At 68.4% G+C, this 12,670-nt stretch carries 14 protein-coding genes and 2 pseudogenes; 8 read left to right on the top strand and 8 right to left on the bottom strand.

What is annotated here, in order from left to right:
- The first annotated feature begins 49 nt into the window (after positions 1-49).
- The 5 genes from PSPA7_RS22435 (at position 50) to PSPA7_RS22415 (ending at position 3,565) form a co-directional block, all read left to right on the top strand.
- Entirely contained in the window at positions 50-346 is a 297-nt protein-coding gene (locus tag PSPA7_RS22435; protein WP_012077011.1) for a DUF3649 domain-containing protein, read from the top strand.
- Positions 343-1,863: a PepSY-associated TM helix domain-containing protein gene (locus PSPA7_RS22430; protein ID WP_012077010.1), complete on the top strand. Its 1,521-nt coding sequence runs from the start codon at positions 343-345 to the stop codon at positions 1,861-1,863. The genes PSPA7_RS22435 and PSPA7_RS22430 overlap by 4 nt, the downstream gene beginning before the upstream one ends.
- Positions 1,863-2,186, top strand: coding sequence for a DUF3325 domain-containing protein (locus PSPA7_RS22425; protein WP_012077009.1), 324 nt, complete (start codon positions 1,863-1,865; stop codon positions 2,184-2,186). Before PSPA7_RS22430 ends, PSPA7_RS22425 begins: the two co-directional genes overlap by 1 nt.
- An 85-nt stretch (positions 2,187-2,271) precedes the next feature.
- Positions 2,272-2,712: a VOC family protein gene (locus tag PSPA7_RS22420; protein WP_012077008.1), complete on the top strand. Its 441-nt coding sequence runs from the start codon at positions 2,272-2,274 to the stop codon at positions 2,710-2,712.
- A 31-nt stretch (positions 2,713-2,743) separates the two neighbouring features.
- Entirely contained in the window at positions 2,744-3,565 is an 822-nt protein-coding gene (locus PSPA7_RS22415) for an aldo/keto reductase (protein WP_012077007.1), read from the top strand.
- 208 nt (positions 3,566-3,773) lie between these two features.
- Here PSPA7_RS22415 and PSPA7_RS22410 read toward each other — a convergent pair whose 3' ends face one another.
- A complete protein-coding gene (locus PSPA7_RS22410; RefSeq protein ID WP_003085644.1) occupies positions 3,774-4,001 on the bottom strand; it encodes a hypothetical protein in 228 nt (75 codons plus the stop codon).
- 320 nt (positions 4,002-4,321) lie between these two features.
- Positions 4,322-4,561 (bottom strand): hypothetical protein, encoded by a 240-nt coding sequence (locus PSPA7_RS32205; protein WP_138009462.1) that lies wholly within the window; start codon positions 4,559-4,561, stop codon positions 4,322-4,324.
- 2 nt (positions 4,562-4,563) lie between these two features.
- On the opposite strand from PSPA7_RS32205, the pseudogene PSPA7_RS22405 reads away from it, so the two are divergent.
- From PSPA7_RS22405 to PSPA7_RS22395, 3 genes and pseudogenes are all read left to right on the top strand, one after another.
- A pseudogene (locus tag PSPA7_RS22405) lies at positions 4,564-4,929 on the top strand (DoxX family protein); the annotation flags it as partial.
- Between the two features lie 638 nt (positions 4,930-5,567).
- Entirely contained in the window at positions 5,568-6,335 is a 768-nt protein-coding gene (gene ampDh3 / locus PSPA7_RS22400) for an N-acetylmuramoyl-L-alanine amidase AmpDh3 (RefSeq protein ID WP_012077004.1), read from the top strand.
- A gap of 68 nt (positions 6,336-6,403) precedes the next feature.
- Positions 6,404-6,877 carry an SRPBCC family protein gene (locus PSPA7_RS22395; protein WP_003149740.1) on the top strand — a complete coding sequence of 158 codons (474 nt, stop codon included), beginning with the start codon at positions 6,404-6,406 and terminating at the stop codon, positions 6,875-6,877.
- 81 nt (positions 6,878-6,958) lie between these two features.
- On the opposite strand, the pseudogene PSPA7_RS22390 reads toward PSPA7_RS22395, so the two are convergent.
- From PSPA7_RS22390 to PSPA7_RS22365, 6 genes and pseudogenes are all read right to left on the bottom strand, one after another.
- A pseudogene (locus PSPA7_RS22390) lies at positions 6,959-7,243 on the bottom strand (divalent metal cation transporter); the annotation flags it as partial.
- Positions 7,244-7,350: 107 nt separating this feature from the next.
- Positions 7,351-8,052, bottom strand: coding sequence for a haloacid dehalogenase type II (locus PSPA7_RS22385; RefSeq protein ID WP_003116497.1), 702 nt, complete (start codon positions 8,050-8,052; stop codon positions 7,351-7,353).
- A gap of 30 nt (positions 8,053-8,082) precedes the next feature.
- Positions 8,083-9,330 carry an MFS transporter gene (locus PSPA7_RS22380; protein ID WP_012077002.1) on the bottom strand — a complete coding sequence of 416 codons (1,248 nt, stop codon included), beginning with the start codon at positions 9,328-9,330 and terminating at the stop codon, positions 8,083-8,085.
- Positions 9,327-10,622 carry a 3-keto-5-aminohexanoate cleavage protein gene (locus tag PSPA7_RS22375; protein WP_012077001.1) on the bottom strand — a complete coding sequence of 432 codons (1,296 nt, stop codon included), beginning with the start codon at positions 10,620-10,622 and terminating at the stop codon, positions 9,327-9,329. Before PSPA7_RS22375 ends, PSPA7_RS22380 begins: the two co-directional genes overlap by 4 nt.
- Positions 10,623-10,910: 288 nt before the next feature.
- Positions 10,911-12,158 (bottom strand): aminotransferase class V-fold PLP-dependent enzyme, encoded by a 1,248-nt coding sequence (locus PSPA7_RS22370; RefSeq protein ID WP_012077000.1) that lies wholly within the window; start codon positions 12,156-12,158, stop codon positions 10,911-10,913.
- On the bottom strand, positions 12,155-12,589 hold the full coding sequence (locus PSPA7_RS22365) for a RidA family protein (RefSeq protein ID WP_012076999.1): 435 nt from the start codon (positions 12,587-12,589) through the stop codon (positions 12,155-12,157). Before PSPA7_RS22365 ends, PSPA7_RS22370 begins: the two co-directional genes overlap by 4 nt.
- Between the last annotated feature and the right edge of the window lie 81 nt (positions 12,590-12,670).

The raw sequence follows: 12,670 nt of genomic DNA, 5'->3' as shown, positions 1-12,670 counted from the left end.
CAGAGGTAGCGACGATGCAAGGCCCCGTTTTCCCGAGGGACGCCACCCCATGACCCGCCCGCTTCCGGCCGGCGGACTGTCCGTCAGCGGCCGTATCCTCGCCGCGATCCTCCTTGGCTATGCGCTGGCCTACGCGGCCACCGCCTGCCTGAGCATCTACCTGCCGCTGCCGCGTCCCGACCGTGTCTCGTTCGGCAGCCTCGGCTGCTTCGCCGTGTGGGTCGCGGCCATCGTCTATGCCTTCGCCGCGCGCAGCGCCTGGCGCGCCTGCTGGGTGCTGGCGCTGGCCAGCCTGGCCCTCGGCGGCCTGGCCTGGCTCGGCCTCGACTACGGAGCGCGCGCATGAGCCTGCGCCAATCGATGTCCGGCCTGCACACCTGGTCGGGGCTGCTGGTCAGCTGGCTGCTGTTCGTCATCGTCTTCGCCGGCAGCCTGGCCAGTTTCGACAAGGAACTGACCCGCTGGATGCAGCCGGAGCTGCACCAGCCCGGCGCACAGTCGCTGGGCGCCGACCAGGTGCGCGACTGGCTGCGCCAGCGCGCCCCTGACGCCCATGCTTGGTGGATGCTTCCGCCGAGCGAGCGCGCGCCTTACTGGAACGCCGGCTGGGAGCCGCGCGACGGCGGCGAGTTCCAGGTCTTCCAGCTCGACGCGGCGAGCGGCCAGCCGCTGCCGAAGACGGTCGGCGGCGAGTTCTTCTTCACTCTGCACTACGACCTGCACGCCGGCATGGTCGGCCTCTATATCGTCGGCATCGCCGGGATGCTGATGCTGGTGGCGCTGGTCAGCGGGACCATCGTCCATCGGCGGATCTTCAAGGATTTCTTCACCCTGCGTCCGCAGGCGGGGCGGCAGCGCGCCTGGCTCGACGCGCACAACGTGCTGGGGGTGGTCGGCCTACCGTTCCACCTGATGATCGCCTATACCGGCCTGGTGATCTTCATCGTCTACTACATGCAGGCGGGCCTGCAGGTGGTCTACCAGAACGACGGCGAACGGTTCTTCCAGGAAGTACAGGGCTCCTACGAACGCGAGGAAGTCGGCCGCCCGGCGGGGCCGCCGGCGTCCATCGACGGCCTGATCGTCGAGGCCGGCAAGGTCTGGGGCGACGGCGGCGCGCCGGGCTGGATCAGCGTGCACCATCCCTACGACGCGGCGGCCACCGTGGATATCCGCCGCCGCGATGCCTCGCGCATCCTCGACGACCAGCGCACGGTCAGCTTCGACGCCTCCAGCGGCGAACTGCTGCACGCCCAGCCGTCCTACGCGCCCGGCTACGCCACCTACGGCTGGCTGACCGGCCTGCACATGATCCAGTGGGGTGGCCAACTGGTGCGCTGGATGTACCTGCTGCTCGGGCTTTCCGGGGCGATGATGATCTTCGGTGGGCTGCAGGTCTGGCTGGCCAAGCGCGAGGCGCGCGGCGGCCGCGGCATCGGCCTGGTGCGCGCGCTGAACCTGGCGGTCTGCGGCGGCCTGCCGCTGGCCAGCCTGGCGCTGCTGTGGGGCAACCGCCTGCTGCCGACGCAACTGGCCGGCCGCGACGCCTGGGAAGTTCGCGTGTTCTGCGCCAGTTGGCTCCTGGTCGCGCTGTGGGCCATCGTCCGCCGCAACAGCGGGACGCTCGGTCGCACGCAACTGCGCCTCGCCGCCGTGCTGGCGCTGGGCCTGCCGTTGCTCGGCCTGCTGCGCAGCCCGGAAGGCAACCTGCTGGCCAGCCTGCAGCGCGGCGACTGGGTGCTTGCCGGGGTCGACCTCAGCCTGCTCGGGATCGGCCTGCTCTGCGCCTGGCTCGGCTGGCGACGTCCGCAGCTGGCGGCGAAGCCCGCGCGGCGCCGCCTGGACGCCCGGGAGGTGGCCTGATGCTGCTGGTCTTCGGCCTCAACCTGCTGGCCTTCACCGCTCTCTGCCTGGCCATGAACCGCCACCACAGGAACCTCCTCGGCCACGAGCCGCCGGCTTCCCGGGTGCTTCTGCTACGCGGCGTGGCGGCGCTCGACCTGGGCCTGGCGCTGGCTTTCTCGATCCATCGCCAGGGCGTGGAGATCGGCATCGTCTTCTGGGCCTGCCTGTCGATGCTGGCGACCGGCACGCTGGTCCTGCTGCTCGCCTGGCGGCCACGCTGGGCGTTGCCTTGCGCCGCCGGAGTGCCGTTGCTCGGCGGGGTGCTGGCGCTGCTGCGCTGAAGGGCGCGCCGCCCACCCGTGCCTCGGGGGCGGTCCGGTCCAGCGTCTATGCTGGTGGTCGTGCTTTCCCCCGGAGGTATGCGCCATGCACACGCCTGCCAGCAACACCGTCGCCAGCGTCATTCCCTGCCTGCGCTACCGCGACGCCCCGGCCGCCATCGACTGGCTGTGCCGGACCTTCGGCTTCCAGCGCAAGCGGGTGGTCCCCTGCGAGGATGGACGGATACTCCATGCCGAGCTGACCTATGCCAGCCCGAGCGGCGCCAACGGCATGCTCATGCTCGGCTCCAGCGTGCGCGACAACGCCTATGGCCGCTTGATGCGCCACGTCGACGAAGCCGGCGGCAATACCCAGAGCCTCTACCTGGTGGTGGCCGATCCCGACGCGCTGTTCCGCGCCGCCCAGGCCGCCGGCGCCGAGATCGTCATCGACATCGCGGACGAGGACTACGGCGGCCGTGGCTTCACCTGCCGCGACCCGGAGGGCCACGTCTGGAGCTTCGGCAGCTATGATCCCTGGGCATGAGGCCCCGTCCATTCACCACAGGAGACGCTGCATGAAAACGCTGACGCTGATCGGCGGCCGCGAGGTCGCCGCCATCGGCCAGGGCACCTGGCACCTTGGCGAATATCCCAGCGAACGCAAGCGCGAGGTCGCGGCGCTGCGCGAAGGCATCGAGCTGGGAATGACGCTGATCGATACCGCCGAGATGTACGCCGAGGGCGGTGCCGAGGAGGTGGTCGGCGCGGCCATCGCCGGGCGTCGCGAGGAGGTCTTCCTGGTCAGCAAGGTCTACCCGCACAACGCCAGCCGCAAGGGCCTACCGGCGGCCTGCGAGCGCAGCCTGCGACGGCTCGGCTGCGACAGCATCGACCTCTACCTGCTGCACTGGCAGGGCCAGTATCCGCTGGAGGAAACCGTCGAGGCCTTCGAGCGCTTGCGCGAGGAAGGCAAGATCCAGCGCTGGGGCGTGTCCAACTTCGACCTGGGCGACCTGCACGAACTGGAGGGCAGCGACTGCGCCGCCAACCAGGTGATGTACAACCTGGAGGAGCGCGGCATCGAGTACGACCTGCTGCCCTGGTGCCGGGAGCGCGGCATGCCGGTGATGGCCTACTGTCCGGTGGGGCAGGGCGGCAAGTTGCTGCAGCATCCGGCGCTCGGCGAGATCGCCGCGCGGCATGAGGCCAGCAGCGCCCAGGTGGCGCTGGCCTGGCTGCTGGAGCAGGGGGTGATCGCGATTCCGAAGGCGGTGACCTCCGCGCACATCCGGCAGAACGCCGCGGTGGCCGGCCTGGAGTTGTCCGCCGAGGACCTGCGGGCGCTCGACCGGGCCTTCCCGCCACCGTCCCGCAAGCGGCACCTGGCGATCGTCTGAGGGGAAGAGAGAGCAGGCGGCCGGCGGTTTTCCCGCGGGCCGTTTGAACATGACGAAGTTGTCCGGGAATTATTTAAAAAGGAATAAGTAAATATTTATTTCTTATGTAGGATTTTTCTTGGGAATAGTCTGCTTTCTTCGCCACCTACAAAAAAGCCCCGTCGGGGACGGGGCTTTTCTCTTGCATTCGCGCTGATGCTTGCATGATTCAGGCAGCCAGTGTCTTCTTGCGAACTCGATTGATCACTTCTTCCATTTTGCCGGAGTCGTCGTATTGCTCCGGATACAGGCGCTCGCTGTGACAGGCCACGCCATGCTGGTCAACGATGGTGAAACTGAAGTTTCCTTTACGAGTTGCCTGGATCAGGCAGTCGAACGGCGCAAATGCGGCGGTTAGGGTGCGAATTGCATCCTGAGTACGATGTTGAATGGACATGTTCTTATTTCCTTTACTTTCACGCTTGTAGGTCAGCGTATATTGCAAATGTTCCCGCTCCGTGACAGTGCCAAGAAAGCTTTGTGTCGGGGGAACGTACTGGTTATGCCGGCTTTTTTCGAAAAGAGCAAGCTGGCAGTTCAGGTACTAATCAGAGGATGGACTGACGGAAAAGTTTCCTGGCCAGGATCCTGATCAATCTGCGGGTGGTATTGCGGGACGCCGGTCTTCCCATCGGCCCTGCGTGGCAGGGGATTGCTTCAGAAGAGTGGCGACCGAAGAACCATCGGAAGGCTGTAACCCTGATGGTAGAGCCCTTTTCATCTGTGGGCCCGGTCGTGGGGTAAAGCCTGATTGACTTTCAGTTTGGTACGCAGTTTCGGATTGTATGTCTTTCGGCCGGGAAAGGCCAGGATATTTTTTGAGCAGATGTCGTCCCGGGGTCGGGAATGTTTGAGCATTTGTTTCAGGGCGGCCGCCAACCGGGCAAAGGTTATGGGCGCGCCGCCGCTGGCGCGTGGCAGGATGCCGGTGCCGGCCATCCTCGCGCCGAGGTTCATCCATGCCGTCGACCGTCCGTACGCTGCTGCTGGCCTTCGTCTTCGCCTGGTTCCTGCTGGGCGGGCTCGGCCACTTCGTCTTCACCGATTTCTTCGTCGGCATCGTCCCGCCCTATATTCCCTGGCCGCTGGCGGCGGTGTATGCCAGCGGGGTGTTCGAACTGCTCGGCGCCTTCGTCCTGTTGCTGCCGGGCTGGCGGCGCATGGCGGCCTGCGGGTTGTTCCTCCTGACCCTCTGCGTGACCCCGGCGAACCTCCACATGTGGCAGCACCCGGAGTCGTTCCCGGCTTTCCCGCCCCAGGCGCTGGGCGCGCGGCTGTTGCTGCAGGTGTTCCTGCTTGGCTGCATCCTGGCGCTGGTGCTGGCGCCGGAAGGCCCGGCGAGCGGGCAAAAAAAAAGCCACTGTGCGGGGGGCAGTGGCGGGAAATGCCAGGGAATAGAGGAGCAATCGCACCTGGCGTGTGTAGAGTAGTAGTCGCTTCGTCCAGGGTCTGTATGGGTATTTGTGGTCTTTGTGAAGAAGTGCAAAGTAGAGCGTCCAGCGGACGAACGGCCTTGCCAGCGGCGGGACGCCCGCGGTAGCTTTTTCCCATGATCACGTTTCCCGTGGTCGCCTTCGAAGCCCGGCCCCAGCGCCGGGCTTCGTCGTTTCCGCCCGCCGTGTTACCGGACGCGGCGTGGCGGCGACCGGCGCGGAAGGCTCTGGCGTGCACCCGCACGGCATCCGGCCAACTTAAAGTTCGGTTGTGCCGACTGCTGTCATAACGCCATCGTTCAGTCGCCTCGGTGAGCCCCCGTACCCCCAGTTCGCTGGGCTTGCCTTTGGTGTATCCCTTTTGCCCGGCCGCGTGCCGGGCTTTTTTATGCCCGGTCTTCTTCCTTCCGGTCTACCCGGGGCCCGCGTTTCCCCGGCCGGCCCCTGAACCTCATCGCTGCAGCGACGTCCCTGGCTACAGGCGAGCCTGTGGCCGGGGGCTTTCCATCATCCGCAAAAAGGTGAAAACCATGCTGACCATCGACTACAACAGCTATCGCACCACCACTCCCTACGGCAAACGTGTGCGCTTCCTGGTGCTGCACTACACCGCGCTCGACTTCGCCGCCTCGGTCGAGGCCCTGACCACCGGCGCCGCCAGCGCCCACTACCTGATCCCGGCGCCGCATGACCCCAGCTACAAGGCTGCCGGCTTCAAGGGCCAGCGCATCTTCAACCTGGTCGCCGAGGAGGACCGCGCCTGGCACGCCGGCATCAGCGGCTGGGCCGGGCGCGACAACCTCAACGACACCTCGATCGGCATCGAGATCGTCAACCTCGCCCGCGACGACGACGGCGTGTTCACCTTCCCCGACTACGAGCGCTCGCAGATCGGCGCTCTCAAGCAACTGGCGAAGAACATCCTGCAACGCTATCCGGACATGACGCCGAAGAATGTGGTCGGCCACTCCGACATCGCCGTCGGGCGCAAGTCCGACCCGGGTCCTAAGCTGCCCTGGAAGGAACTCTACGCGGCCGGCATCGGCGCCTGGTACGACGACGCTAGCCGCGATCGCTATCGCGAAGGCTTCGAGCGCGACGGCCTGCCGCCGCGCGCCGAGCTGCTGGAGGCATTCCGTCGCTACGGCTATGCGCTGCCGGCGACGATCGACGACGCCTACTTCGCCAGCCTGCTGCGTGCCTTCCAGATGCATTTCCGCCCGGAGAACCACGACGGCGCGCTGGATGTGGAGACGGCGGCGATCCTCTACGCTCTGAACGAGAAATACCCGGCCTGAGCCACTAACAGCGAGCGGCCGCCCGATGCGGCGGCCGCTCCCTTGCCCAACCCCATGGAGGACTTGCCATGACTGCTGCCGCACAGGTCGTCGCCAAGGCGGAGATGCTGATCCGCCGCCCCATCGCCGAGGTCTTCGAAGCCTTCGTCGATCCGGCCATCACCGCCAGGTTCTGGTTCAGCCGCGGCGATGCCCGCCTCGAAGCCGGGAAACGGTTGCGCTGGCACTGGGACATGTACGGGGTTTCCCAGGAAATCGAAGTGAAGGACCTGCAAACGAACCGTCGCATCCTCATCGAATGGCCGAATGGCGACAGCAACCCTTCCCAGGTGGAGTGGCTGTTCGAGGAACTGCCCGGCGCCGGGACTTTCGTCAGCATCCGCAACAGCGGTTTCGTCGGCACCCCGGAAGAGGTCATCCCGCGGGTGGTAGACGCCACCGAAGGTTTCACCCTGGTGCTGGCCGGGCTCAAGGCCTGCCTGGAGCACGGCATCGCCCTGAACCTGGTGGCCGACCGCTTTCCCCGCGGGCTCGATGGCTGAGCATCGCCTGAGTGCGCGTCCCGCACCATGCAGCGTGCCGTCGGGCAATGCTCAGCCGAACGCGAAGTCGGCCAGCAGTTGCAGGTCCAGGCCGCTGGCTATGCCCAGGCGTGCGGACAGCGCCTGCAGCAGCATCGCCATCAGGCTGGAGAGCAGGATCAGCGAGAGCAGCAGGTAGCCCAGCCGTGCGCCGCCGGCGACATCGGTGGCCCAGTTGCCCGGGTCCATGTAGCCCACCGCGACCAGGTAGCCGGGGCCGGCGAAGGCCAGCAGGCGGCGCCACCAGTGGCCGCCGCCGGGGACTTCGACCGGCTGGGCGCGCCCGGGCTCGGCGGCCTGGGTGGCCGGGGTCTCCTTCGCGGACATGGCTAAGCTCCTGCCGGACGCGTACCGGCGCTGCCCGCGCGCCTTTCCCGGCGCGCCTTGGCACGCGGGTAGGCGAGCGGTTCAGGGGGCAGGAAGCAGGAAGTCGGTCAGGCCGAGGCCGCCAGTTGCCGGTGCAGGTCCGGCAGGTCGCTGGCGATCAGGTCCCAGTCCTGCTCGGCGGCGAGGTCCTGGGTCTGGCCGGGGCCGTATTCCAGCGGCCGGGCGATGAACGCGGTCTTCAGGCCGAGGGCGCGCGCGGCCTTGAGGTCGTAGTTGTGCGCCGCGCAGAGCATCACCTCCTGCGGCGGCAGGTCGAGCAGGCGGCAGGCGCCGAGGTAGACCTGCGGGTCGGGCTTGTAGTGGCCGAACAGGTCGGCGCACAGCAGCATGTCCCAGGGCAGCCCGGCGTGCCGCGCGACGTCGAGCATCAGCGCGGTGTTGCCGTTGCTCAGCGCGGCGAGCCAGTAGTCGGCCTTCAGCGCATGCATCCCGGCGAGCGTGTCCGGCCACGGCCGCAGGCGGTGCCAGAAGCCGGTGATGCGCTGCAGCAGGGCCTCGTCCAGCGCCAGGCCGAACTCTCCGGCCAGGGCCTCGAGACTCTGCCGGTGCAACTGGTCGAGGTGCTGCCAGGGCGCCTGGCCGTTGCGTACCCGGTCCATCGCCGGCTTGTATTGCTGGCGCCAGCGGTCGGTCAGTTCCACGCAGGGCAGGGTTCCGCCGAGTTCGCGCTCCAACGCCTGGAACTGCTCGATCAGGCTGGAACGCCAGTCCACCAGGGTACCGAACACATCGAACAGGATCGCGCGCATCGTGCCTCCTCGGCCGTGGCCGTCATCGCTTCAGTGCTTCTGTGGCAGCGCCGTGGGCAGGCCGCGGCCGCTCCAGGCGGTGACCACAAGGGCTACCGCCGCCATCAGGCAGAGCGCCAGCCAGCCGGGGACGAAGCTGTGGCTGAAGTCCTTGAGCAGCCCCAGCGCCGGCGGCGCGAGAACGATCGCCAACTGGTTGATGGCCATCGCCAGGCCGAGGGCGAAGCCGGTCTTGCCGACCGGCGCGGTATCCGCCACATAGGCCACCCAGGGACCGTACCAGCCGAAGCCGAAGAAGCCCAGCCAGGCCACTACCAGGCCCATCCCCAACGGCGATTGCAGGGGCAGCAGGACCAGCGCCAGCAGGCCGAGGACCACCGCACCGAGGCAGACCATCACCGGGAAGTAGCGCCCGGCGCGGCAGCGGTCGCTCCAGGCGGCCAGCAGGATGCGCCCGGCGACGCCGCTGCCCTGGGCGACGAACAGCAGGGTCGCGGCCATGCCGATGCCGATCTCCAGGGTCTCGTGCAGGTAGAGCACGGTGAACACCAGGATGCCGTACTGCACCGAGATCAGCGCCACCCCGGAGCAGACGATGTTCTTCATCGCCGGGTCGGTGATCATCGCCAGCCGCGACTTCACCACCGCGCCCAGGTCGCGTTCGGCGGGGTTCGCGCCGGGCGCCGGGGCGTCCGGCGGGGTGCGGTAGAAGAGCATGAAGGCCAGCGCGCCGAGGAACGCTACCAGGCCGCCGGCGAGGAATGCGCTGCGCCAGCCGTAGATTCCCGCCAGGTACGGCAGCAGCGCGGCGGACAGCGCGCCGCCCAGCGGCAGCCCGGCCTGGCGGATGCCCATGGCGAAGCCCAGCTGGGTCTTGGCGAACCAGCGTGACACCGACTTGCTGCCGCCCGGCTGCGCCGTGCTGTAGCCGGCGCCGACGACCACCAGGAACAGCAGGATGGTCAGGTAGTCGGTGGCCCACAGCGAGGCGCAGAGGGCCAGCGCGACGATCAGCGTGCCGAGGCCGACCACCAGCCGCTCGGAGTAGCGGTCGAGCAACTCGCCGGCCACCAGCAGGCCGACGATCGGCACCAGCTGCGCTGCCGACACCAGCAGGCCGATCTGCAGCGACGAGAGTTGCAGGTCGTTCTGGATGAACACGGCGATCGCGCCGATGCCCTGGACGAAGAAGCAGGCGCAGGCCTGGGCGAAGGTGGCGATCAGCAGGATGACCCAGCGGTAGCGCTGGGTCGGGCTCGCGGCGAGGGCGGCGGTCACTGGACGAACTCCCGTGCGAGGGTGAAGTTGGCTTCGCCGAGCGGATGCAGGCGCTGCAGCGACAGGTATTCGCCGAGGGTGCGTTCCATGCCCATGCGCTGGAAGATCCGTTCGCCGTCGAGCTCGGCCTCGGCGCCGTTGGCGCGCAGTTCGTCGAGAGCCTGGCGCAGCAACCGGCAGTTGTCGCTGAGCGTCACCCGGCCGTCATCGTCCACCGCGTAGGGCGTGTCCTCCATGCCGACCCGCAGCACGTCGACCTGGCTGTCCGCCTGCGCGGCATAGGCGGCCAGCCGGCGCACCGCGCAGAGCGGGGTGCCGGCGCGAGGGCCGACGTCGAGCAGCCGGAAGTGCTGCGCGGCATGCTGCGGCATCACCGCCGCGCCGACCGTGATGCTGACCTTGCGCTTGCGCACCCCGGGTTCGCCGATGTCGTACTCCAGGCTCTTGGCGCTTTCGATCACCGCGCGGAACTGCTGGTAGGTCTCCGGGAACGGCAGGCGTGGCGAGAAGCCGAACAGCAGGATCACGTTCAACTGGCCGGAACCGCCCAGGCGCAGGCGCGGGTGCTCCACGGCGAAACGGGTCATGGCGTAGCTGCGCACATGCTGCACCCACTCCACCTCGTGGAACAGGCCGAGCTTCTGGCGCGCCTGGATGGCGTTGCGGTAGACCTGGAACTGGGTCATCGGCGAGGTCACCCCGTAGTCGGCGCCCTTGCTGGTGGAGTGGGTCTGCAACTCGGCCTTTTCCAGCGCCGTCGACGGCTGGTAGTCGCGCAGGTCGGTGAGGAAGGCCGGGCTCGAGGCATAGTCGAGGTCGAGCTTGCGCCTTTGCTTCTCCAGCTCGCAGATCACCTGCAATTCGATGGCCGCCTGGATCGTCACGAAGTGCGCACCGCCCAGGTGCAGCGGGATGGCGCAGTGGCTGACCCGCTCCCACTCGCCGAAGCGGCGGATGTTCTCCTGCACCTCGCTGCCGTTGCGACTGGCGCCGAAGCTCAGCATCAGGTCGGGGAAGCGGTTCTGCAGGGCGCGGCTGACCGCCTGGTAGATGTCGTTGTCGGTGGTCTGTTCCTGGGTCAGCGGGTTACGCGCGTGATAGTGGTAGTAGCGGCACCCCATCTCGTAGAGCTGGCGCGCTTCGTCCAGCAGTTCGCCGGGGGCGGTGCGGATGGTGGCGCCGGTGCAGATGCTGTCGAGCAGGTGGTCGCCGGTGGTGGCGTGGTTGCGCGGGGTGAACTTGGCGCCGGTGGAGGCGCATCCGAGAATCAGGGTTTTCCGGGATCCGGTCATGGTCGTCTTTCCTCCATTCATCATTCCATTGAGGGCGGAGCGGTCCGCGGCGGACCGAAAGGCTGCCCAGGGCGTCGAAAGTCGTCGGTGTCTCAGGCAGGTGAAAGATGTCGCTGGCGGGATCGTTATGCGTTGTTCTACGAGAGGGATTTAAACCGCATGGCGGCGGCCGTGCGCGGCGCATTCGACAACGCTCGTTGCCGCCGGCACAAAGACCTTGCGCAAACCGCCCGGCGTTGCGCCAACCGCCGGCACGGCGGCGCAACGTTGCCATTCGCGCAAGGTCGCTCAACTGGCGGCGCGCTGTCGCAGGCAATCCTCCAGGGCCTCGCCGAGGCGCTCGATCTCGCTGTCGTCGGTCAGGTAGTGCGGAGTCAGGCGCAGTACCCCCGGCAGCGCCTGCTCGCGCAGCGCCCAGCGGGCATACTGCGGGCCGATGTAGGAGGCGTTCACGCCGCGCGCGTGGAGGCGCTTCAGCCATTGTTCGCCGCTCAGTTCGGGGGCCGCGTAGGTCATCAGCGCGCTGGCGTGCGGCCCTTGTTCCAGCGGCGTCCAGCCGAGCCGGCGGTAAAGCTGCTGGGCGATGCGTTCACGCAACTGGCGGTTGCGCCGGGCGATGCGCCGGACGTCGGTCTGCAACAGGTAGTCGCAACTGGCCTTGAGCGCCAGGCGCAGCCCCGGGTTGAACTCCGAGCATTCGAAGCGCCGCGCGTCATCCCGTGCCTGCAGGGCGAAGGCGTCGCTCCATTGCGCGCCGCCGACGTCCAGCCCGTCGGGCAGGGCCAGGCGCTCCAGGGCACGTTCGCCGAGATAGAGCACGCCGAGTCCCTTCGGCCCGCGCAGCCACTTGCGCGGCGGGAATACCAGCACGTCGCAGCCGACCGCCTCCACCGCCAGCGGCAACTGGCCGACCGCATGGCTGGCATCGAGGAAGAACAGCCCGTCATGGGCGCGGATGCGCTCGGCCACGCCCTCCAGCACGGTAGCCGCGCCATGCCCGGTGGGCACCGCGCTGAGCGACAGCAGCGGCGTCTGGCCGGGGGCGAGGTCGTGCAACTGCTCGTCGAGCCGCTGCAACAGCTGTGCGGCGTCGCCGCGCGCGTCGATCAGGCGCAGCTCCAGCCCGTGCTGCTGGCGCGCGGCGAGCAGGCACAGGCTGTTGGAACCGTATTCGTCGAAGCTGCTGATCGCCCGTATCCGTGGATGGGCGGCCAGGGCCGCGGCGAAGGCCACCGACCAGGCGCGGCTGGCGCAGTCGAGCAGGGCGATGTGCCGTGGCTGGGTGCCGAGCACCCGCGCGACGCTGTCGCGGACCGCCAGCAAAGGCTCGGCGAAATGCTCGGCGGCGCGCTGCACGCCCCAGCGCCGCTCGGCTTCCAGCCAGCGGTCGAGGGCGTCGTAGAGCGCCTGCGGCGGCAGGCTGGCGGAGCCATGGGCGAAGTGCGCGTAGCTGCCCCAGGCCGGGGTCTCGCGGCGCAGGTACAGCAGTTCGTCGGCACCGAAGGCGTCGGGGCCGGCGGGGAAGAGCGCGCTCATGGCCGCACCGCCGCGATCAGTTCCACCTCCACCGCGGCGCCGCGCGGCAGCTCGGCCACGCCGACGGCGGCGCGGGCGTGGCCGCCGCGCGCGCCGAGCACCTCCTCGAAATATTCGCTGGCGGCATCGATCACCGCCGGCTGCTGGACGAAACCCGCCGCGCTGGCGACGTAGCCGGTCACCTTGAGCAGCCGCTCGACTCGTTGCAGGCCGCCCAGCGCCTCCTCCAGCACCTGCAGGCAGCGCGCTGCGCAGAGCCGGGCGGCCTGGCGGGCCTGTTCCAGGTCGAGCTCGGCGCCGACCTTGCCGGTCCAGCGCAGCTCGCCGTGCTGGCGCGGCAACTGGCCGCTGACGTAGGCGATGCCGGCGTGGAGCACCACCGGCTGGTAGGCGCCGCCGGCGACGATGGCCGGAGCGGGGGATGTCTGCATGGTCCTGTCCTCGTGGCGGACCCGCCCGGCCACGATGCACGGGCGGGTCGATGGCTGGAAAAGCGCGACCTCACTACTGTG

The organism is Pseudomonas paraeruginosa PA7, assembly GCF_000017205.1.
Classification (GTDB): Bacteria; Pseudomonadota; Gammaproteobacteria; order Pseudomonadales; family Pseudomonadaceae; genus Pseudomonas; species Pseudomonas paraeruginosa.
Note: the sequence above shows the minus strand (reverse complement) of the source record. Positions and strands in the feature narration are given on the sequence as shown.

Excerpts from the sequence above, each read along its gene's own strand:
- PSPA7_RS22370 (WP_012077000.1), bottom strand. The coding sequence starts at position 12,158 with ATGAGCGCGCTCTTCCCCGCCGGCCCCGACGCCTTCGGTGCCGACGAA.
- PSPA7_RS22415 (WP_012077007.1), top strand. The coding sequence starts at position 2,744 with ATGAAAACGCTGACGCTGATCGGCGGCCGCGAGGTCGCCGCCATCGGC.
- PSPA7_RS22375 (WP_012077001.1), bottom strand. The coding sequence starts at position 10,622 with ATGACCGGATCCCGGAAAACCCTGATTCTCGGATGCGCCTCCACCGGC.
- PSPA7_RS32205 (WP_138009462.1), bottom strand. The coding sequence starts at position 4,561 with ATGAACCTCGGCGCGAGGATGGCCGGCACCGGCATCCTGCCACGCGCC.
- PSPA7_RS22425 (WP_012077009.1), top strand. The coding sequence starts at position 1,863 with ATGCTGCTGGTCTTCGGCCTCAACCTGCTGGCCTTCACCGCTCTCTGC.
- PSPA7_RS22410 (WP_003085644.1), bottom strand. The coding sequence starts at position 4,001 with ATGTCCATTCAACATCGTACTCAGGATGCAATTCGCACCCTAACCGCC.
- PSPA7_RS22435 (WP_012077011.1), top strand. The coding sequence starts at position 50 with ATGACCCGCCCGCTTCCGGCCGGCGGACTGTCCGTCAGCGGCCGTATC.
- PSPA7_RS22395 (WP_003149740.1), top strand. The coding sequence starts at position 6,404 with ATGACTGCTGCCGCACAGGTCGTCGCCAAGGCGGAGATGCTGATCCGC.
- PSPA7_RS22385 (WP_003116497.1), bottom strand. The coding sequence starts at position 8,052 with ATGCGCGCGATCCTGTTCGATGTGTTCGGTACCCTGGTGGACTGGCGT.
- PSPA7_RS22430 (WP_012077010.1), top strand. The coding sequence starts at position 343 with ATGAGCCTGCGCCAATCGATGTCCGGCCTGCACACCTGGTCGGGGCTG.
- PSPA7_RS22365 (WP_012076999.1), bottom strand. The coding sequence starts at position 12,589 with ATGCAGACATCCCCCGCTCCGGCCATCGTCGCCGGCGGCGCCTACCAG.
- PSPA7_RS22420 (WP_012077008.1), top strand. The coding sequence starts at position 2,272 with ATGCACACGCCTGCCAGCAACACCGTCGCCAGCGTCATTCCCTGCCTG.
- ampDh3 (WP_012077004.1), top strand. The coding sequence starts at position 5,568 with ATGCTGACCATCGACTACAACAGCTATCGCACCACCACTCCCTACGGC.